Source organism: Alteromonas sp. ABH4_452 (genome assembly GCF_056311825.1).
On the sequence record NZ_CM149973.1, the window covers coordinates 932,622 to 952,647 of the forward strand.

At 38.7% G+C, this 20,026-nt stretch carries 16 protein-coding genes; 12 read left to right on the forward strand and 4 right to left on the reverse strand.

Annotation, left to right across the window (positions count from 1 at the left end; all coding sequences use genetic code 11):
* The 5 genes from ACYX4N_RS04065 (at position 1) to ACYX4N_RS04085 (ending at position 5,487) form a co-directional block, all read left to right on the forward strand.
* Positions 1-1,254 carry a glycosyltransferase family 2 protein gene (locus ACYX4N_RS04065; protein ID WP_476055680.1) on the forward strand — a complete coding sequence of 418 codons (1,254 nt, stop codon included), beginning with the start codon at positions 1-3 and terminating at the stop codon, positions 1,252-1,254.
* Between the two features lie 11 nt (positions 1,255-1,265).
* Positions 1,266-2,387 carry a hypothetical protein gene (locus ACYX4N_RS04070; protein WP_476055681.1) on the forward strand — a complete coding sequence of 374 codons (1,122 nt, stop codon included), beginning with the start codon at positions 1,266-1,268 and terminating at the stop codon, positions 2,385-2,387.
* Positions 2,388-2,389: 2 nt separating this feature from the next.
* Positions 2,390-3,307, forward strand: coding sequence for an acyltransferase (locus ACYX4N_RS04075; RefSeq protein ID WP_476055682.1), 918 nt, complete (start codon positions 2,390-2,392; stop codon positions 3,305-3,307).
* Positions 3,308-3,636: 329 nt separating this feature from the next.
* Complete coding sequence (locus tag ACYX4N_RS04080; RefSeq protein ID WP_476055683.1) at positions 3,637-4,722, forward strand: GSCFA domain-containing protein; 1,086 nt, start codon at positions 3,637-3,639, stop codon at positions 4,720-4,722.
* Positions 4,723-4,737: 15 nt separating this feature from the next.
* Positions 4,738-5,487, forward strand: a complete 750-nt coding sequence (locus tag ACYX4N_RS04085; protein ID WP_476055684.1) for a hypothetical protein — start codon at positions 4,738-4,740, stop codon at positions 5,485-5,487.
* A gap of 186 nt (positions 5,488-5,673) precedes the next feature.
* Here the strand turns inward: ACYX4N_RS04085 and ACYX4N_RS04090 are convergent, their stop codons facing one another.
* Genes ACYX4N_RS04090 through ACYX4N_RS04105 form a run of 4 tightly spaced genes read right to left on the reverse strand, consistent with a single transcriptional unit; the run spans position 5,674 to position 8,943 of the window.
* The gene (locus tag ACYX4N_RS04090) at positions 5,674-6,606 is read right to left on the reverse strand and encodes a KpsF/GutQ family sugar-phosphate isomerase (RefSeq protein ID WP_476055685.1); all 933 of its coding nucleotides are present in this window, start codon (positions 6,604-6,606) and stop codon (positions 5,674-5,676) included.
* Positions 6,607-6,608: 2 nt separating this feature from the next.
* Positions 6,609-7,373 carry a 3-deoxy-manno-octulosonate cytidylyltransferase gene (gene kdsB / locus ACYX4N_RS04095; protein WP_476055686.1) on the reverse strand — a complete coding sequence of 255 codons (765 nt, stop codon included), beginning with the start codon at positions 7,371-7,373 and terminating at the stop codon, positions 6,609-6,611.
* Between the two features lies 1 nt (position 7,374).
* A complete protein-coding gene (gene kdsA, locus ACYX4N_RS04100) occupies positions 7,375-8,217 on the reverse strand; it encodes a 3-deoxy-8-phosphooctulonate synthase (protein ID WP_476055687.1) in 843 nt (280 codons plus the stop codon).
* A 21-nt stretch (positions 8,218-8,238) separates the two neighbouring features.
* Entirely contained in the window at positions 8,239-8,943 is a 705-nt protein-coding gene (locus tag ACYX4N_RS04105; protein ID WP_476055688.1) for a hypothetical protein, read from the reverse strand.
* Positions 8,944-9,229: 286 nt separating this feature from the next.
* Here ACYX4N_RS04105 and ACYX4N_RS04110 point away from each other — a divergent pair, with 286 nt between their 5' ends.
* From ACYX4N_RS04110 to ACYX4N_RS04140, 7 genes are read left to right on the forward strand one after another with little or no spacing between them, the layout of a single operon-like run.
* On the forward strand, positions 9,230-11,587 hold the full coding sequence (locus ACYX4N_RS04110; RefSeq protein ID WP_476055689.1) for a hypothetical protein: 2,358 nt from the start codon (positions 9,230-9,232) through the stop codon (positions 11,585-11,587).
* A 3-nt stretch (positions 11,588-11,590) separates the two neighbouring features.
* Positions 11,591-12,439 carry a glycosyltransferase family 2 protein gene (locus tag ACYX4N_RS04115; protein WP_476055690.1) on the forward strand — a complete coding sequence of 283 codons (849 nt, stop codon included), beginning with the start codon at positions 11,591-11,593 and terminating at the stop codon, positions 12,437-12,439.
* Positions 12,440-12,488: 49 nt separating this feature from the next.
* Positions 12,489-13,622 (forward strand): NAD-dependent epimerase/dehydratase family protein, encoded by a 1,134-nt coding sequence (locus ACYX4N_RS04120; protein WP_476055691.1) that lies wholly within the window; start codon positions 12,489-12,491, stop codon positions 13,620-13,622.
* Between the two features lie 5 nt (positions 13,623-13,627).
* Positions 13,628-14,326 carry a hypothetical protein gene (locus ACYX4N_RS04125; protein WP_476055692.1) on the forward strand — a complete coding sequence of 233 codons (699 nt, stop codon included), beginning with the start codon at positions 13,628-13,630 and terminating at the stop codon, positions 14,324-14,326.
* Positions 14,323-15,396: a GSCFA domain-containing protein gene (locus ACYX4N_RS04130; RefSeq protein WP_476055693.1), complete on the forward strand. Its 1,074-nt coding sequence runs from the start codon at positions 14,323-14,325 to the stop codon at positions 15,394-15,396. The genes ACYX4N_RS04125 and ACYX4N_RS04130 overlap by 4 nt, the downstream gene beginning before the upstream one ends.
* 35 nt (positions 15,397-15,431) lie before the next feature.
* Positions 15,432-18,545: a hypothetical protein gene (locus ACYX4N_RS04135; protein ID WP_476055694.1), complete on the forward strand. Its 3,114-nt coding sequence runs from the start codon at positions 15,432-15,434 to the stop codon at positions 18,543-18,545.
* Entirely contained in the window at positions 18,497-20,020 is a 1,524-nt protein-coding gene (locus tag ACYX4N_RS04140) for a hypothetical protein (protein WP_476055695.1), read from the forward strand. The genes ACYX4N_RS04135 and ACYX4N_RS04140 overlap by 49 nt, the downstream gene beginning before the upstream one ends.
* Positions 20,021-20,026 lie beyond the last annotated feature (6 nt).

Genomic DNA, 20,026 nt, shown 5'->3' on the forward strand with positions numbered 1-20,026 from the left:
ATGGATGTATCAAATAAAATGAATGTCGCAATCTTAATGATGCAAAAGAATGAAGATGAGCTGTTAGATAAGTGGATTGCTTATCACTCTTATCTTGTCGGCCATAGAAATCTTTTCATTTATGATAACGGAAGTACAAGCGAACGGACACTACATAAGTTACAAAACGCGCAAAGTAGTGGCATTAATGTACTATCTCAATTTTCATCCAAAGCAGACTATGAAAATCGGGGAAGAATATTTTCAGACCATATCAAAGAGCTTGATAAGAAGGGCGAATTCGACTTCTATATGCTTATTGATTGCGATGAATTTTTAGCGTGTGTAGATAAAGAAGGGGTGATCAGTTGTGATCGCTTGGCGCTAGAACACAGCTTAAAACCATTAAGTACGTGCGACGATGTACTTATGATTGATGGTCAATACTACAACTCTTCTATATCTAAATCGTGGTTCAACAAACAGCCATATAGAAAATGTTACTTTCGAAAAGGTAATATCGAAAGCTTAGACCAGGGTTTTCACTGGGGAAAAGTGACAACGTCGCAGGAAGAATTGCGTACAAACTTAGTCCACATTCACTTTCACAATAAGCCTTTCGAGATTGCTAAAAGCCATGCAAAAGAGAAGTTAACTGGACGTGTGGAAAGCTTTGATCTCGAATATTTAAAGAATTACAAAGGGAAGGGATTTCATTTAACACGATTCTTTTTTGAAGATGAGGAGGAATTCGTATCTCGCCAAGTTAAGCTAAATCACGTGTTTTCTTCATCTTTATCGGGTAAGTTTGACGAGTTGAACATAAGCTGGCCTTATGAAGAAGAAGTGAATAGCTCAAGAGAGAAACTTGGAGTGCAAAATGACCTTTCTCTATTCAATAACGTGCTACCAGAGTTTAGGGGGTCGATAGATACAATTACACGCCAGGGAGAAGATATTCTTTTTCGGGGGTGGGGTATCTTAAGGCATAGTCGACCCGTTCAAAACCTTCTTGTTGAAGTGAACGGCCAAACTTACACAGCAGAGATAAAATCCCGCTATAAGCGAGATGACGTAAACCAGCTTCTTAATGTAGCTGGTGTAGAGCTAGGCTTTGACGCCTACATTTCAGCAAAATCTTTCTCAAGTCTTCCTACAACTCCTGCTTTTGGTGAAGTAAAGTCTTACATTGACTTTGATCGCACTTTTTACAGCTTCGACATGAGAGCAAGCTTGAAAAAGTTTGATTTTGTTTCTTGCCAGGTTATTAGTTAAACAAGCTGTATATGAAAAAACATGTAATTTTGCACATTGGTCCGCCAAAAACAGGAACTTCTGTATTACAAAACTGGTTCAATGCTAATAAAGAGATATTAGCAAAGCATGGCGTTTTATATCCTGAACACAGAGTAGATAAAAATGGTGTTAGTTCTGGCAATAAAGACCTTTTTTTAGATAAGTGCAATGAATCTGGCGTTACTAAATTCAACAACACAAAATATCAGACGCTTCTAGATAATTTCAAAAAAGGAAATTTTAGTCGGTTATTACTAAGCTCAGAGTTTTTCTTTTCAGCTTTGCCACAAATTATTGAGGCTTCCAAAGGCGTTAAGGTAGAAATTGTCGCTTATATTAGGCCTGAATATGAATTTTTAGAATCAATTTACAATCAGTCAGTAAAAAGAAATAAGCAAACTGAACCTATTGCTTTAAAAGAATCCTTGCCGGCGAGCTACTTAGACCGACTCATGGACTATATAAAGACGTATGGAAGTGAAGAGTTTCATTTAAGAGGGTACGGTGTAGGTGATTTTTTTCAAAATGGTATAGTCGCCGACTTTCTAAGCGTTCTTGATATCGATGAAGGGTATGCTACATCGAGTGATAATCAGTATATTAATCGCTCTTACAGTTTTGAATGTTTGGAATTTAAACGTTGGACGAACAGATTTCAGTTAAACGGTTTAGATCGTGAGCTAGACTCACAACTTCAGGCTTACGACAAAGGCATCAAACAATATACGGTTATCCCGTTTAAAGCTTATACCAGATATCAAGAGCAGAGTAAGAAAAAGATTGATGTGCTTAATAGTCTAGCCCCAATAGCAAACTTTAACGCACTTTTTGATTACATAGATAGCAGTAAGCGCGGTGATTATTACCACCAAGACCTTTATGATTCCCACATTGTGCATGTTATTCAATTTATATTGGAACGCGACGCCTCTTTAGTTCAGTCTTTGATTAAATCGATAGAGAAACAGGCCAAAGACGAATTCGATAAAGAGAAGCTGCACGTTATAAAGCAATGTTATTTAAAAGACGCTGAAAGCGCTAAGCTACAGAAAAGCCTATGGAGCCGAGTGGTAAGAAGGTTTAAAGCTATAGCTTCGAAAGTAGGAATTTAGTGATGCATAACCTCGATGATGCAAGTTGGAAATATAGAAAGGATGCAATAGAAATATGGGAAGCCAATGTTTCTGATTCAAGCGAGCAAGAGGCGATTAAAGGAGTACTTAGCCGTAACGCAAATGCTTCTTTTGGGCGAAACTGTTACATCGCTCCAGACTGCAACTTTTTTACTCACAAAGCGACGTTAGCAAATAATGTTCGAATTGGTTCACAAGTAACATTAAGAGGGAATTTAGTTTTCGGAAGCGATGTTACGGTTAATCCAATGGCTAACATTATAGGGAATGTAAATATTGGAGATGCTGTTAGAATTGCTAGTGGCGTTCAAATATTTGGTTTTAATCATGGCTACGATAGAGTTGACCGCTATATAAAAGACCAACCCATCACATCAGAGGGTATTGTTATCGGAAAAGGTACTTGGATAGGTGCTGGCGCCAGCATCGTTGATGGGGTGACGATAGGCGCGAATAGTGTAGTCGCTGCGGGCGCTGTGGTTACAAAGTCTTTCCCTGAATTTTCGATAATAGGTGGAGTGCCAGCAAAAATTCTAAAAAATAGATTGCAAGGTAATGGACGAAAACTAGAAATAAAAATGCATAATGCGGACAGTTTTCCTGCTTTAGTTCATTTAGAAGTGCCTACTACAGGATACGTAGATAATAAGAATCCGTACGTAAATGGTTGGATAGCCTTTAATGATGAAATATGTGATTTGTTTGTGACATCTGCTCAGACCGAGTTGCCCGTTGAATTGAAAGAAAACAGGCCAGATGTTGTGGACTTTCTAAATAGAACTAATCAAAAATTTAGGCAATCTCGCGTGTTCAGTTTTAGAATTCCAGTTTTAGCAACCCCTGTTACTCTGATGGCAAAAAGCATAGGGAAAACGACAGAATTTGTTTCGATTTTGTAAGATTGACAATGTCTCGTTAAACAGTCCTCTTACTGTAAAATGAGACAGATTTAATTGGAGTTTTCTGCAATGATTAATGTAGGAGATGAGCGTAAAAAATTACGCTATACAGAATCTCAGATCATTGCAGAATTAAAAGAAGTTGACAAATGATCTTCTGCCAGAAGAGTATGAAGCCCCCCTCATTAAATGGAAAAAAGAATAAAAACATGATTTTCTAAATTGTTAAAGCCTTTGATAGTGCATGGTGTTAAGTTACTTTTAGTAATATGATTAATTTATTAGTTTAGTAAGTCGCGTCTGGCGCGCAATAATGTACGGAGTTTTTTATGACCTCACAGAACTCACATCCTTACAAATATCTTTCTGAAAAAGCGTTCTGGAGGAAGTCTATTCAGCAACCAAATATGTCAGAAGTTGACCCTGTGGCTAACTTCGGTTTGAAAATTGACAAAAATACTAAAGTTGCCACCGCTGGGAGTTGCTTTGCACAGCACATAGCACGCTACCTCCAGAATTCAGGTTATAACTATTATGTAGCTGAGGCAGCGCATCCTTTAATACCAGAGCATATTGCTCAAAAGTTTAATTACGGCACCTTTTCCGCAAGATATGGCAATGTTTACACGTCACGCCAATTATTACAGTTATTCAGAAGAGCTTTTGGACTGTTTACACCTCAAGAAGTAGCATGGCGAGAAAGTGACGGAACATTAAAAGATCCATTCAGACCCAATATACAGGTTGGTAACTTTTCTTGTCTAGAAGAATTGGAAGCTGATAGAAAACAGCATCTAAGTTTAGTAAGGGAAATGTTTGAGACCTTGGATGTATTCGTCTTTACTTTGGGATTGACCGAGTGTTGGAGATCTAAGAAAGACGGAGCTGTATTTCCGGTATGCCCCGGTACTATCGGTGGTGACTTTGATTTAGAAAAATACGAATTTTATAACCAAACATTAAACGATGTTACGGAAGATTTACAATCTTTTTTGAGTCATTTAATGGAGATTAACCCTAATTGCAAGGTAGTCTTGACAGTCTCGCCTGTACCATTAGTGGCGACAGCAGAAAAAAATCAACATGTTTTGCAAGCTACAACTTACTCTAAGTCAGTTTTAAGAGTTGCTGCTGAACAAATTATTGGTCAGTATAGCTTTGTTGAATATTTCCCATCTTACGAAATTATCACGGGTAATTTTAATCGAGGTGAGTACTATGCAGATGATTTGCGAAGTGTTTTAGAAAATGGCGTAGCGCATGTAATGAGCCTTTTCATGAAATATACCACAGGTGAAGATATCAAGACAAAGCCAAATAGCAAAGCTGCTCGTTTGAAAAACGTACAATTGAACAAAAACTCTCTGCTGGTAGAGGTGGAATGTGAAGAAGCTGCACTTGATGATGGAAATTGAATAGGAAGTGATATCTTGTTAAATAAGATTTTGATAGTCGGAAACAGTCACATAAGTGCCATCAGAAAAGCTAAGAAATTCGAGGCCATATCGTCCCAGATATTAGCGAAAGTTGATACCTATAAACTAGCTGTTGATAAAAGAGGGGTAGGGCTCAACCAAATTACGTTTAGTGACTTCTTGGGAATCTGCGATGATTTAGAGCACGAGGATAGGGTGTTATCAGTAATAGGTGGTAATGTATACAATATGCTCGGTTTAGCTCAGCATGACCTTCCTTTTCACTTGATCTCCAACTCTAATGATGAGAATCAAAACGAATCACAATTATTGCCGCAAGCGTTAATTAAAGAAGTTTTCGAAGAAATGATAGAAGACAACTTTTTATCTAAGTTGAGGAAGCTTAAACTCAAGACAAATGCCAAAATTTTTCACCTATCTTGCCCTCCACCGAAAGAAGATAATAAGTTTCTTGAAGAAAATTTGTCTGGACGCCTTAAAGAACGAAATATATTAAACAATGGGTTTTCTGCTCCTAGGTTGAGGCAAGAACTCTGGAAATTGCAATGCGAGATTTCGAAGAAAAAATTAGAAGAAATTGGTATCAGATTTATTGATTTTCCTTCATTCGCAATCGATGCTGACGGTTATCTAAAAAAGGATTTTTATGCATTGGACGCCACTCATGCTAATCAAAAATACGGAGCAGAGTTATTAAGAAACCTTGAAGATATTCTTGATCTAAATTGTGATAGTATTCGGTAGTTAGTTTTCTAAAATATTCTCTTGTTACTAATTTCTACTCAAATTGTTCGCAAGGTTCATTTAAATATAGCTTTGGCTCATTAAAGGTTGCTCCCTAGGTCGTTTTTGCATAAAGCTTTCTAGAGAGCAACGTGATTTGCAGGTACCAACTCAAATGCGACGTGAATGAAATACGTGTTTTGTTTTTTACTTTCTAAGAATTCCTACAACTTCTTTGTTTTCTTCAACAATAAGCTTGTTTAAACGATTCTTTTCCATAAAGTCGCGGCCGTATCCTGCCAATTCTTTTCTTGTTATCGTATACGGGTTTTTGGTCATTAACATACCAGCATTTAGCATAAAAACGTTTGCACCATGCTTTTCCATTGCGCGGCGAATATCACCATCAGTAATAATTCCGAGTATTTTATCATTACTGTCAGTGATAATTGCAAGACCTTGTTCTCCCTTTGAAATACAGTCGATTACATTGATTAGCGATGACTCTTCTTCGATGACTGGCAAGTTAGATGTCACCATCTCATCTTCGACCTTCAGAAGAAGCTTTCTTCCAAGGCTGCCTCCTGGATGAAAACGCGCAAAATTTTCCGGCATAAAATTACGTTCTTCCATTAATGCTACAGCTAAGGCATCACCCATTGCTAAAGTTGCCGTCGTCGATGCGGTTGGAGCAAGTCTTAAAGGGCATGCTTCTTGAGGAACAGCAATGTTGAGGTGGTAATGGCTTTCTCTCGCTAGAGTTGATGCAGGATTCCCTGTCAACGAAATTAGAGTATTTCCATTGTCTTTTAAAAATGGAAGCAATTTTAAGACTTCCTCAGTTTCCCCTGAATTGGAAATAGCTAGAAATATATCTTCACTCGCAACCATTCCAAGGTCACCGTGAAATGCTTCGCCCGGATGCATTGAGAAGCTGGGTGTACCTGTACTGGCCAATGTTGCTGATATTTTCTTACCAATAATTCCTGATTTGCCCATTCCGCAAACTATTACTCGACCACTTGTGGCTGTAATAACCTTGATTGAACTTGAAAAATCGTCTGTGAGTAACCTCGAAAGATTGCTTATTGCTTCAGATTCGATTTCAAAAACTTGTTTTGCTCGTTTGATAAAATCCATTCTCATTCCAAAATCTTTCTAATTCTTACATAATCTTCCCACGTATCAACTCCATGAGGAACAGCGTCGATAACCTTAGCAACACTGATGCTCTTGCCTAATTGAAGAGCACGTAATTGCTCTAAAGCCTCTAAATTTTCATGCGATGACACAGGGCTATTACTCAGAAGTTTTAATGTACTCACTCGGTATGCGTATAATCCAATGTGTCTGAAATAAGAGTTGCGTTCTATCGATATCGCTGTAAGGTCTTGGATGCTGTCAAACTTTTCACGCTGCCATGGAATTGGGGCACGACTAAAATATAATGCTGAAGAGTTTGAAGCCGTAACTACTTTTACTATATTTGGATTAAAAAGCTCCTTCGCCGTATTGATAGGGCACATCAATGAAGAGATATCTGCCCAGTCATTTTTTTTTAGTTGTTCAACAACGGTAGTGATATACTGGGGATCAATGAGTGGTTCATCTCCTTGTAGGTTTACCACAATGTCTTCATCGCTAAATTCCATTTTAACTGCAACTTCAGCAAGTCGGTCGGTACCGCTCTCATGTGTGTCTTTGGTAATAATCGCTCGACCACCGAAGGCCTCCACCGTGGCATAAATTCTCTCGTCGTCGGTGGCAACAATGATTGAATTTATATTAGTCTCCAATGCTCGCTGAAAAACGTGCCACACCATAGGTTTACCATTGATTTCTAACAAAGGTTTGCCTGGTAATCGAGATGAGTTATACCTTGCTGGAATTATTATATGTACGCTCATTTTACTTTGAAGTATCCAGTTGGCTAAACGATTTGACTAAGTCGTCTATTGCTTTCATTTGATAAAGGAACGGTTTGAGTAAATGTAAAGGCAATGCACTTGGGCCATCACACTTTGCACTATCAGGGTCAGGATGAGACTCTAGAAATAAACCAGCAATTTTAGTTGCAATACCAGCGCGAGCAAGTTCACACACCTGATTGCGTCTTCCTCCTGACGATGATGCGCCCGAGTCCCGTTTCTGCAGCGCGTGAGTGACATCAAATATGATAGGTTTGTTATTGCTCACACTTTTCATTACACCAAATCCGAGCATATCAACTACTAAATTGTCGTAACCATGAAGAGTACCGCGGTCACAAAGCATTAGTTTATCATTTCCCATTTCTTCAAATTTGTTGACAATGTTTTTCATCTGTTCAGGGCTAATAAACTGTGGTTTTTTAATATTTATCGGGCGTCCAGTTTTTGCAAGCGCTGCAACAAGATCCGTTTGTCGCGCTAAAAAGGCGGGTAACTGCAAGACGTCTACTATTTCAGCCACTGGTTCTGCTTGCCATGGCTCATGTACGTCTGTGATTATAGGAATATTTCCAAATTCTTTTTTTACAGCCGTGAATATTTCAAGCCCTCTTTCTAAGCCTGGCCCACGATAGGAGTGGACTGACGAACGGTTTGCTTTATCAAATGATGCTTTAAATACAAGTGGCACATTCAATTCGCTACAAACTTCTACATAATGACCACATACATCAATCGTAAATTGCTCAGTCTCCAGAACATTTACACCACCAAAAAGGCAAAATGGCATTTCATTGCTTATCTCTATACTTTGAATTCTCATGATAGCTCTTAATTCTAATTTTTAATCAATAATGTCGTTTTGTGTGAAGGATTTGCCAGCCATTAATTTATATTCGCTCAACCACAAATCTGCATAGTCGCATTGTTGATAATTTTTGAAATAAGGGCCGCCATCTGTGAAGTGGAGTAATTTAGGTTTACCATTCTTTGGCTCTTTATACCAATCTACCAGCCAATTCCATTCGAGGGAAAGCGCACCTATTTCATGATCTTCAAGCCACATGAACCTGTGAAGATAAAGTGGAGAAATCTCGTTAACTAAGTCCGGTGTTAGAAGTTGATTCTTGGGGTGGTCGAGGTTCCATAAAACCACAGACGACCAATTCTTTCTGGGATATTGGGTTTGGACTTGGCCGTCTAATTTAACGGCTTCGGTAGGAGTGTGGTTGTGTTTAACAACCATTACAGCGTACTTTTCATCGGCTTGGTCAAATAGCTCGTTGACATCTGTTAACGCTAATACATCATTGTCACAAAACATGACCCAGCCTTTATAGCCAGCGAGCCAAGGGGTAAGGAAGCGAGTAATTGAAAACTCAGTAGAACCGTTTTTATCTAATCCTCTGTAGTAAATCCCTAAGTCTCTTAACGCTTGTTGAATAATAGGAAAGCACTTTACGTCGGCTGAGTGCCTTTCTATGGAATGCTTAGCAACTTGGTAAACAACGTCTTGATAGGACGTATACCCAACAAATACTTTTCTCATAATCATGTTCCTTGTAGAAAGTTGAAGAGAGTAATGAAGAAAAGAGTTCATTTCAATGAACTAAGTCAAATTGACATTTTATTACGAAGTTAACGCTTCGTTGTTGACAATAAGCTATCTAAGTTTCTGTGCATATAAACAGTAGTTCTAATGTGCTAATCTACGAATTATTGGTCGAATTGTCTCGAAGAGCAATCAGTTGCAATAAAACATAAATTAATCATGTAGTATGGGGCTAAGCCATTTTATTTGCTACATCGGCAATCTGTCATGGGATTCTTTATTAATGAGTCAGGTAAGGTTAAGTGCAAAGTATTCGTTTGGAACAAGTCAGTCAGCGAGTAACGTTGTTGATTCTCATTCGTATTTTAATAGTGGTGTTGGGTTTGGTTGGGTAAATAAAGCGAGTAGAAAAAATGGATACCGAGAACAGTTTCCGATTGAAGATTTAAGAAATTTTATTCTAGGTAAAGGGTTATCAACATTAAGAATTGACCTAACTCCAGGAAAATATCGCGCTAATGTACATATTGGGGATGGCAAAGGCGTTCTTAGACAAACACATGTCTGGTTTAGTTACGCTGGTATTCACACTGATTTAGGCTTGGTAAAGACTCAAAGAGAGCATTTTGGCTTCATATCTTTCGATTTTGATGTTGAAGCAGATTGTAATTACATTGAGATATCGTTTGATGACGACTCAACTAACGATGGTTGGGCTATCAACTCAATAGAATTATTTACTCGAGACTGCGCGATTCAACCGCCACAGAAAAAGAACTATTTACCAGAGCTAAATAACTGGCAAAAAGCTTTAGCCGAAGAGAATGACGCAGATGAATTATGGGAAGAGTGGTCAAGTAGATTCGGTACACTCAAAATCGAAGGTACTGGGTTAAATAAATCAAACTATCTAGACTTGATTGAAGCTACAGTTGATTTTTTTACGAAGTTTCAAACGGATGAAGGGTGCATTATTGATCCGCAGAAAGGAACGGAATTTCAATATTCAACCCCATGCTTCGCTTATTGCGCATCATTGATCGCTGTAGAGAAAAAACGTAGCGATTTATATCGGCCAGCGTTGGATGCATTTGTTTTTGCATCAAGAGCGTTGGGCAACAAGAATGCGGCTGACGGTCATGAAGACTTTTATCCTGCACCTTTAGCATCAGCCTACAAGTATTTAATTGAAATATTCAACCCGCGAGTCTTGGAGGAGGCCATTCGGTCTCTGAAAGCATTTGATCCTTATTTAACTTATCGAAAGCGACCAGGAGGCACGAAGCGTTCTGGTTCGAACTGGAATTGTAAGGCGTTAAGTGGCCAGTTTATGCTAGAGGTGTTGGGAATCCAAGAGCCCACTGAATATACAAAGGATTCATTACTCCGCCAGGGTAAGTTGTTCAATAACCGATATGGCCTGTATGCTGAAGGCCCTATGACCTATGATGCATTCCCTCGGGCGTGGCTTTCGATGTTACTTGAGTGGGGGTACTCTGATAAAGGAGCTGATGAGTTAACCAAAGCGCTAAAAAGCGCAAGTATTACCTCTTTGTTTATGCAAGGGCCAAATGGTGAAATACCGACGGGAGGTCGCAGTAGTCAACATTTATGGGCTGATGCAGTTCAATGCGTGAATTTCGAATGGGCGGCCAAGCAAGTCAAAAATGAGAATGCTGCACTAGCGGGAAGTTTTAAAAGAGCTGCGAGAAAATCTTTGAATGGAATGCGCAGATGGCAAAGAGCTTCAGGAGAGTTGAATGTTGTAAAAAATTATTTTGAGCCCGAATATCGACATGGTTTCGAAGTTTACTCTTCTCACTCTCAATATAATTTGCTTTGCATGACAGCGCTAGGTTTTGCTTATGAGCTATCGGAACATACCGAATCGGTCACTGAAAAAGTTACTCCATCTGATGCAGGAACTTCTGGTTTTCATGTTGAAGGTGGCATAGAAAAAGGTTTTGCAACCTCACATGGTTTTCAAGTCGAAGTTGCACTCGAAGAAGTCCCCAATCAAACAGCAAGAGGAATAGTCAGGGTTCTTAACTCTGACTTACCTCCACAACTTCCGCTGGGCGATACCCGACCTCGTAAGCCATTATTCAATTTGGGTCTTGAAAATTCTAACCTAAGAGGAGTGGCTCTTGGTATTAGCTGGATGCAAAACGAAGATCAAGATAGATCAGCGACAATTAGAAAAGAGAGTGTCGCTAGCTTATCGCCTCAATACATAACGACCAAAGTATCCCGATGTGAAGCTTCAGCGGACGGGTGGTTTTTTAGTTTAGAATACGAAATTGATATGCCCGGGCTTTTTGTCAGAATATCCGAGAGTATTGAAGTCACTGTTGATGGAGTAGATATCTCATGGGATTGGGAACCTGATTTTAATCGTAAAGTTTTTCTTGACCTACCTTTATTCTTTAAAGATGGCAGAAATGAAGCTGATATTTCACTGGATAACAACGAAATATATTTGAATTTCGAAGGAAAATCAGTTTTGTATAAATTTGAGCAAACAAATAATAAAGTTTTAATACATGATGAACCTTTGCCGTTTCGAATGGGTTATTTCAAGCACGCGGAAGTTGAAGCGAGTAAAAATTCGATTGCAATTTCAATAAGAGTGGTTAAGTAAATCATGAAAGTTAAGATTGTTGCAATGCATAAAGATGAGGAACTCTTGCTTAAAACTTGGGCTACATATCATGGCAATGAGTTTGGCGCTAACAATATATACATTATTGATAATGGAAGCACTAAAGCAAGTGTACTCAGCACATTGAAAGAACTAGAAAGTACTGGAATTAATGTAATCTATGACTACTCAGAGCGTCAGCACTTTGTTCGTAAAGGAGAGGTAGTTAAAGAAGTTATCGAGAATATCGACAATGAAGATCCTAGTGATTTTTATATACCGTTAGATTGTGACGAATTCATTTGCATATACGATAAAACTAGTAAGGAGTTTTTGTTCGGTTTTGACAATATCGCACATTACTTGCGTAAGTATATTGGTTCTAATGAAACACTCATGATTGGTTTTGGAGCCGATAATTGTCCGTGGGATCAGCAAAATTTTATTATCAAAGGGCGCCGGAAGTGCTTTTTTACAAGGGACAATTGTTTAGAGCTTGATGTTGGTTTTCACAAAGGTAGGTCCAAACGTAGCCCTTTTAACATAAAGACTCCGCTTTGCTATTTACACATGCATAATAAACCGATTAAAAAATTGGTAGAGGACGCAAAACAGAAATTGATAGGCCGCGTGAATAGCTTCGAAATTGAAGATTTATTGAAATACAAAGAAGAGAAAGGTCGGGGCTGGCATCTGGTTGACGAGTTGCTAATTGAAACAGAAAAAGATTATCAAAATTTTATTAGACAAAAGTACAAATCGGTCAATCTAATCGAAATACCGGGGTTTATTGATAGCTTGAGTGCAAATAAACTTGAGTACCCTTATCCAAACTTTATTGATAGCTTTTAAGTGTTAATCAAGCTATCCACTATTTATTACGCTAGAAATGAGAGTTTAAATGAACAAAATATTAGTCACTGGCGGCGCCGGATTTATTGGCAGTCACTTATGTCCGCTTCTACAGCAACATGGTTTTATTGTTACAATTTTAGATAACCTGTCGCCTCAAATACACGGTGATTTGCAAGAAGTACCCTCATGGATTGTTGGGGCAAATATAAAGTTTGTGAAGGGGTCAGTTACTGATCGTGATGTTATGAGTTCTTTATTGCGGGATGCTGATAGTATTATTCATCTTGCAGCGGAGACTGGAACTGGCCAGTCTATGTATGAGATAGAAAAATACAACGAAGTGAATAGTCAAGCCACTGCCTTAATGCTAGACATTATAACCAACAAAAAACTACCGATTAAGCGTGTATTATTGGCGTCGAGCCGTTCTGTATACGGGGAGGGAGCATACGTGGCTAGGGGGCAAGATGCATCTGAAAGGATTTATCCAAGACCTCGTCTTCCTGAAGAACTTGCAAATCAACAATGGACAGCCAAGGACTCTAGTGGAAATGAATTAGTTCCAGTTCCAACGCGCGAAGACGACAAAGTTCAACCCGCATCTATATATGCTTCTACCAAATATGCGCAAGAAGATCTAATCGCTATTTGTTGCGAGTCATTGGGTATAGGTTATGGCATTTTGCGTTTACAAAATGTATATGGAGAAGGGCAGTCATTAAATAACCCATATACAGGTATTCTTTCTATCTTTTCCACGCGAGTTAGAATGGATAAACATTTACCTATATTCGAGGATGGCCAAGAAACTCGCGATTTTGTTCATGTATCGGATGTGGCAGGTGCCTTTCTTGCTGCTCTTACAAAAAAAGAAGCTCCCAACACTATTATCAATGTCGGGACTGGTGAGTTCACTACGGTCATCGATATCGCTACTCAACTAACTCGTGCTTTCGGAAAGGAGCCCGATATTCGAGTAACAGCACAATACCGAGTAGGTGACATAAGACATAATTGTGCTGACATTACTCGCTTGAGAGACGTGCTTAATTATTCGCCGAAAGTTTCACTCGAAGAGGGCATGAACCGTTTTGTTAGCTGGGTAAATACTCAACCTCTTCCTGAGGATAAACTTGACAAAGCAAACCAAGAGTTGAAAGAAAAGAATTTAATGGGATAAAAATCATGATTGTTAAGGTTCTTGGCGATAGTCACACGAGTGCAATAAAGAAAGCATTGCAGGAGACGAACAGCTCTACTGGAAGCTGCTTCGACATTAAATGGCTGAAGCTAGGTAAATTTGGAGATATCGAATTTGAAGATGCGCTTAAAGAAGTCAAAGCGCTTAATGATAGTGATCTGCTTGTATTGAGCGTATGGGGAACGCTCCACAACGTCTTTGGCTTACTAAAGCAAAGGCCTCCCTTTTCTTTCTTTCATGATACACTGCATCTCCCTGGCGATTTAATTCCTACAAATACCCTTAAAAGTTTGTTTTTGGGTAAGGTCAAAGCAAACACAAGAGTATTTGAATTGATTGAAGCCGCTAATTGCAAAGTCGTTCATTTGTCGACTCCCCCCCCAAAGGGCGACCAACAGTTTTTGCTCAACACCGCTGCTCGCAAAAATACCAAGTATCGAGATATGGAAATTAATGAGGAGTCTTTGAATTCACCGAGTTATCGCTTGGGATTGTGGAAATTCGAAATGGAGACTCTTCGAAATTACCTCTCTTCTTATGATGTCGAACTATTAGGTGTTCCATCTGAAACAGTTGATTCGTACGGCTTTTTGAAGTCTGAGTACTATGATGCGGATTTTACTCATGCAAATTGGGCTTATGGAACGAAAGTATTAGAGATGCTAGAAGGAGTTTGCAAATGACACACCCTTATAAATCGTTACCCGATAAAAGCTTTTGGAGAAAGTCTGTAGCAAATAAAGACATGACTGCTGTTGAACCTGTCTGTGATTTCAGCTTAACCATTACGAAGAATTGTAAAGTAGCAACCGCTGGTAGTTGCTTTGCCCAGCATATTGCTCGTCATATGAGCAGTTCTGGATTTAACTATTTAGTTACTGAAACTGGAAACCCGCTGTTGGGTGATACAATTAGAAAAGAGCAAAATTACGGCTTATTTTCAGCTCGTTATGGAAATATCTACACAGCAAGACAACTCTTGCAATTGTTCAAGCGAGCTTATGGATTGATAGAGCCTGTTGAGTCATATTGGGTGCATAAAGATGGTTCTTTCAGAGACCCATTTAGGCCAACTACCCAAGTAGGTGGTTATCCGACGATCGAAGAGTTACTGGAAGACAGAAGGCTTCATTTGAGCAAAGTACAAGAAATGTTTTCTACAGTTGATGTCTTTGTGTTTACTCTAGGTTTGACTGAGTGCTGGAGGCGCAAAGACGATGGTCTTGTGTTTCCTATTTGCCCAGGGGTGGAAGGCGGAACTTTCGATTCGGAAATTTACGAGTTCTATAATCAAAGCGTTTTTGACATCATTTCTGATTTAAAGGAATTTATTAGCTTACTTAGGTTAAAAAACCCTTCAGCAAAAGTGTTATTTACCGTTTCACCTGTGCCCTTGATGGCTACCGCTGAGCTTGGGCAGCATGTCCTTACTGCAACAACTTATTCAAAATCAGTACTACGAGTTGCTGCTGAAGAGGTCGTCAAGCAATCAAGAGATGTTTTCTATTTTCCCTCGTATGAGATTATTACTGGCAACTTTAACAGAGGCTCATATTACGCTGAGGATTTACGTAGCGTTGTAGAAGACGGGGTGAACCATGTCATGCGCGTGTTTTTTGATAACGTCACCAGCAGTCACACTCCCGAGAGAACTGAACAAGAATCTAGCGAGTCTATAAAACCAACAAATATAAAAAACAGAAATATCGTTGATGTAGAATGTGATGAAGAACTTTTAGACCGACACAACTAACGATCATTCTAAAATCTAAAACAAGCAGTCAGGCAATGTTAAGTAAAATAAAACATTTTTTGAATAAAAGTGAAATTAATAGTATTAAAGCTTCGTCACTTTTTGATGCAAACTGGTATGCATCAGAGTATGGAATTAACTTACCAAAAAGTGAGTTATTGTCGCATTACCTTGAAGATGGTCACTTGCAAGGTTTAGATCCTTGTTCGAGGTTTAACACTGATGTATACCGGAGGGTTTATTTGAACAACAAGGAAAACCCTCTTGTTCATTATCTTACAGAAGGCCGCTCTAAAGGGTATATAACAGTCTCATCTTCTCGCATTGCAAGTGAAGAAGAAATAATCATCGAATTGAGCAATGCGGTGGATTCAAGCCCTATTGCAATGCTAATAAAAGAAAATGCGGGCTTTTTTGCAAACTGGTATTCGTCTACTTATTGTTTATCAGATAAGTCAAATGAGCTTGCGTTGAGCCACTTTCTAGCCTTTGGTTGTGAGAAAGGCTTAAACCCTAACCCATATTTCTCTACTTCTGCTTATTTAGCAAATAATGCAGATGTTAAAGAAGAAATGATGAACCCTTATTACCATTTTCTGATATGCGGGCAAAACGAAGGGCGGAAAGCCTATCTTCCGCTTAATTTTAAATTTGAAGACCATTCGTTAAGCCATGCAGTAGCTTTCCGCCAAGCGGAGGTTGATGCGATTCTTCATAAAGGTAATTTCGACTTAACTTGGTTCAATAAGGTCTATAATTTCAATTATAAAACACCTAGCTATGCAATTTTGCATTACATTACTGGCAACTACGATAACTCTCTCGACCCTTGTTATTCGTTTAATACGCTAGAATATGTCACTCGCTATGATGATATAAAGCAAGGACATGTAAATCCTTATATTCATTACATTACTTATGGCAAATCGGAGCGTAGAACGGTTTTATTATCAAAACACGCCCGAGAGACTCATATAAATGACTACTTGCGAAGTATCAAGCTTAGTGCACATCAGAAGGAAGAGCTTGTACTTATTGGACGCAGTGAACTTTTTAGTCATCAATTTTATTCTCGCTTGTATAGCAATCTTGGTTTAGAGAATTCTCAGTGTGCAAAGCATTACTACTTATTGGGAGGTAGAGAAGGAAAAGACCCGTCTGCGCATTTTTCAAGTTCTTATTATTTATCTATGCACAAAGATGTTTTAGAAAGTGGTATGAACCCTCTAGTCCATTTTCTGTTGACTCAGAAAACCGAGCAAAGGGCAACATCGCACTCTAAGTCGGCTAAAACAGACCTTTTTGGAGAGATAATTTGTTCTGAGGTAAATACAACTGTTAGCTGTTCTCTACCTTTGGCGCCGGAGGCTTTAGACGCAGCCTCTAATGAAATTACTGAGGTTGTTGTAGAAGAGCGTACTACTGAAGTAAACCACAAATCAATAGAAGATCTTGAGTGGACCGCAACTACAGCACGCCTATTCAATAAATTTGCTCCAGATTTTCGATGTGACAGAGCGATAAGAGAAGAAAATGCCCCAGGGCTTGTAACTCCAAAAGTCACATCATTACAAAATAGGTCATTCAATAAACTGAGACTTGGCTTGGAATGTACAAATAATAGAAGTATCTCTTTGATACTAATTCAAAAACCTCTCTCTTTAACAGCTGCAAACGAGAGCTGCGTAGAATGCGTTTCAATTTGTTTTAGCGGGAATATATATGTTGATTTGCCGTTACCCAATCCATATACGTCTGTTACCGTTCTAATGGTATGCAATAACCTAGTTGTCGATGTTCTCCCTGTTCCATTCCCAACGTTACTTGATGGTGGTCTTCACGAGATTGAACTTGGATATTATTCTGATAATGCAGAACATACTGTTAACGAATACAAGAAACTTTGCGATAAATTTCAATATGCAATGGACAAAGTCCAGCGAAGCGGGCAAAGAATATGGAACGTAGATTTAAGTATTGCTAGAGGTTTCGAGCCAATATTCGATAGTGAATTCAGGCTATGGTTGGAACGTTATTGGAATATTAATGTGCTGACGAGCTGCGAGGTGAGCGTTAATCCCGAACTGCATGCCACGTTGGGCACATGCTCTAAGCTGCTACCCCAATACCAAGCTAGTGAAATTCCCTCACTTCATTATTTAGTGGGGTTAGTATCCAATTATGCAACAGGACCTCAACATATTTTGTTGAGAAATAAGCAGCAGCAAAACTTGTTAGAGCGCCATGTAAGACAGAACTCTCCGAATTCCTCATTGCCACCTTTAGAGCAAGATGTTTCAGCCTTAAGTGTTGATACAACAAAAATTCATATCAATAATGTTTTGGGGGCTGCAAACTTCATAGAGCAAGCTGAAGTCGATTGTATAAAGAAAGTCCACTTGGTGATAAATTATAAACCTTTACTACCTACCCAATTAATATCGGCTTACCAAATGTTGCAGCATCAAAAAGCTGTGGAAGTGATGTCTCTGTCGTTAATTATCGAAAACGAACAGACTGTAGATATGGGGCATTTTTGTGGTTGGCATGGAATTGACATCAGGATATATAGAAAAGGCGATAACCAGTCTTACAATAATGTATTGGAAAAAGTATTTACGACTATTGGTGACGGTCTCGCGGTTCTATTGAGCGACAATGTCTACCTTTATAACTCTTCGACATTATCATCATTACTAAACGAACTTGATACAAATATCAAGATAGTAGCGCCATTGTTGGTTCAATCACATTATGAAAAGAATAAGGAAAGGCTCTCGGAATTGCAGGTTTCGTATAATGTTTTCCGTTCTGCTGAAGGATCAAAATACAATGTTGTAAAGATGAATTCACAACTTGCTTTCAATCGTAACTCTTTTATTGATGCGACATCACACCCACTACTTGCGGTTGATATAGGTTCGTTGCTTCCTATTTTGAGGCAGATAAATCAAACCGCTCAAATTAAAGCAAATATTTGTGAAACGCAGAGTCTATTCCTACTTAGCTACGCAGCACGTTTGGGGGGTAAATCAATACTGAGCACTAACAGGATTGCTGTAGGTGGCGAATTGATCACAGTTGGGGAACTTAATGTCAAATGGGCCGAGGAGCTATTACCTCAACTAGTGTTGGCCAAGGAGAAGTAGAGATGAATATTTGTGTCGTAGTACCTACCTCAGAGTACCTTCTACAGGCTGGTGCTCGAATTCGGTATGAACGTATTAGCTCAAGCCTATTAAAGCAAGATGTTATTTTAAACTTCAGAGTCATTGATGACTTTGTCGGAAACACGCAGTTTAAGGACGACATTTATATTATTAGTAAAGTATATGATTTTAGAGCTGTATTACTTGCCTTTGAATTATCATCTGCAGGTAAGCTCGTCGGACCTGATTTGTTTGATGATTACTTTAGTGATTTAGAAGATTTTCGATTTACGCGTTTGAGAAAATGGCTATCTGAGCTTGCTAAGTTTAGTAATTTCGCACTTTGCTCAACTGACAGAATTAAAAGTCGTCTAAAGTCTTATTTCCCAGACACCCCCATGCACGTGATGAATGATCCAGCAGAAATAACTACCGAAGAGCTTAAGGAAGTTTTCGATCTAGTTGATTTAAAACAGGTATCACTTTCCTCTGATCAAGAGTTAAAAGTACTTTGGTTTGGTATAGGTGATAACCCGCATTTTGATGTGGGTATTCAAGATTTAGTTAGATATGCTCCTTCAGTACTGAGGCAGCTGAAATCGGCTTTCCCTAGTGTTCGGTTGACACTCCTTACTAATCATAGAGCTCTGACGGTAGACGCATATGAAATGTTGAAAAGGTTACCTGTAGAATATGAAGTACAGCTTTGGTCTGAAGAAAAAGAACGTGATCTGCTATCGAAGTGTAATGTCGTTTTGCTCCCTGTTAATTTCCAAGAATTTAGTAAAGTTAAGTCTTTAAACAGAGCTATTACTTCTCTAACAAATGGGGCTCAAGTACTTTCGTTAGGTTATGAACTGTATAAGCCATTGAACCAAATTGTCTATCGAAGCGTTGATGAGCTGATAAATAATTTGAAGGGAAATTCTTTGAAGTTTTCAAAGGAACGTGTAGAAATTGCCAAATCACTGTTCGAACAGTTAGCAAGCGCTAGTAATGAGGCCAACAAACTAACTAAGTTCTTAAAAACATCTATTACTCCGATTAGTCGAATTGGGGAAAAGGTGAAGTTAATACATCTCGGTTCAAACTTAGACAAAGCTCTTTATAAATTTGCAATTAACTATGGCTGGATATGCGTTTCTTCTCCAGTTCTTGGTAAACAGGCTAACTATGTTTTCAGTATTACCAGGGAAGATGTTGATTCGATTTGTGTGCAATTGGGAAAAGGTGTCCAGAAAATTCTTCTTGAGATTCAAAATCAACCTGGTATGTCATTAATATCTAAACCAATTCAAGATAAATTGCTGTTATCTACCAGGCAAAAAGCTATCACAAGTCCAGGTAAGAATTGTTTTGTTTATAGTTATTTGTATAAACAAAGCCTAGCTGATACAGAAAAAGTTATCGACGAATTTTTTGAACGCTATATTTTACTTAACGCAGAAACAAGCAAATCATTCTTCGCTTATTAATTAGAG

What these genes read in the sequence shown, in the direction of transcription:
- ACYX4N_RS04130 (WP_476055693.1), top strand. Translation starts at nt 14,323, where the DNA reads ATGACACACCCTTATAAATCGTTACCCGATAAAAGCTTTTGGAGAAAG.
- ACYX4N_RS04140 (WP_476055695.1), top strand. Translation starts at nt 18,497, where the DNA reads ATGGGCCGAGGAGCTATTACCTCAACTAGTGTTGGCCAAGGAGAAGTA.
- ACYX4N_RS04120 (WP_476055691.1), top strand. Translation starts at nt 12,489, where the DNA reads ATGAACAAAATATTAGTCACTGGCGGCGCCGGATTTATTGGCAGTCAC.
- ACYX4N_RS04110 (WP_476055689.1), top strand. Translation starts at nt 9,230, where the DNA reads ATGAGTCAGGTAAGGTTAAGTGCAAAGTATTCGTTTGGAACAAGTCAG.
- kdsB (WP_476055686.1), bottom strand. Translation starts at nt 7,373, where the DNA reads ATGAGCGTACATATAATAATTCCAGCAAGGTATAACTCATCTCGATTA.
- ACYX4N_RS04090 (WP_476055685.1), bottom strand. Translation starts at nt 6,606, where the DNA reads ATGGATTTTATCAAACGAGCAAAACAAGTTTTTGAAATCGAATCTGAA.
- ACYX4N_RS04135 (WP_476055694.1), top strand. Translation starts at nt 15,432, where the DNA reads ATGTTAAGTAAAATAAAACATTTTTTGAATAAAAGTGAAATTAATAGT.
- ACYX4N_RS04070 (WP_476055681.1), top strand. Translation starts at nt 1,266, where the DNA reads ATGAAAAAACATGTAATTTTGCACATTGGTCCGCCAAAAACAGGAACT.
- ACYX4N_RS04080 (WP_476055683.1), top strand. Translation starts at nt 3,637, where the DNA reads ATGACCTCACAGAACTCACATCCTTACAAATATCTTTCTGAAAAAGCG.
- ACYX4N_RS04075 (WP_476055682.1), top strand. Translation starts at nt 2,390, where the DNA reads ATGCATAACCTCGATGATGCAAGTTGGAAATATAGAAAGGATGCAATA.
- ACYX4N_RS04125 (WP_476055692.1), top strand. Translation starts at nt 13,628, where the DNA reads ATGATTGTTAAGGTTCTTGGCGATAGTCACACGAGTGCAATAAAGAAA.
- kdsA (WP_476055687.1), bottom strand. Translation starts at nt 8,217, where the DNA reads ATGAGAATTCAAAGTATAGAGATAAGCAATGAAATGCCATTTTGCCTT.
- ACYX4N_RS04065 (WP_476055680.1), top strand. Translation starts at nt 1, where the DNA reads ATGGATGTATCAAATAAAATGAATGTCGCAATCTTAATGATGCAAAAG.
- ACYX4N_RS04115 (WP_476055690.1), top strand. Translation starts at nt 11,591, where the DNA reads ATGAAAGTTAAGATTGTTGCAATGCATAAAGATGAGGAACTCTTGCTT.
- ACYX4N_RS04105 (WP_476055688.1), bottom strand. Translation starts at nt 8,943, where the DNA reads ATGAGAAAAGTATTTGTTGGGTATACGTCCTATCAAGACGTTGTTTAC.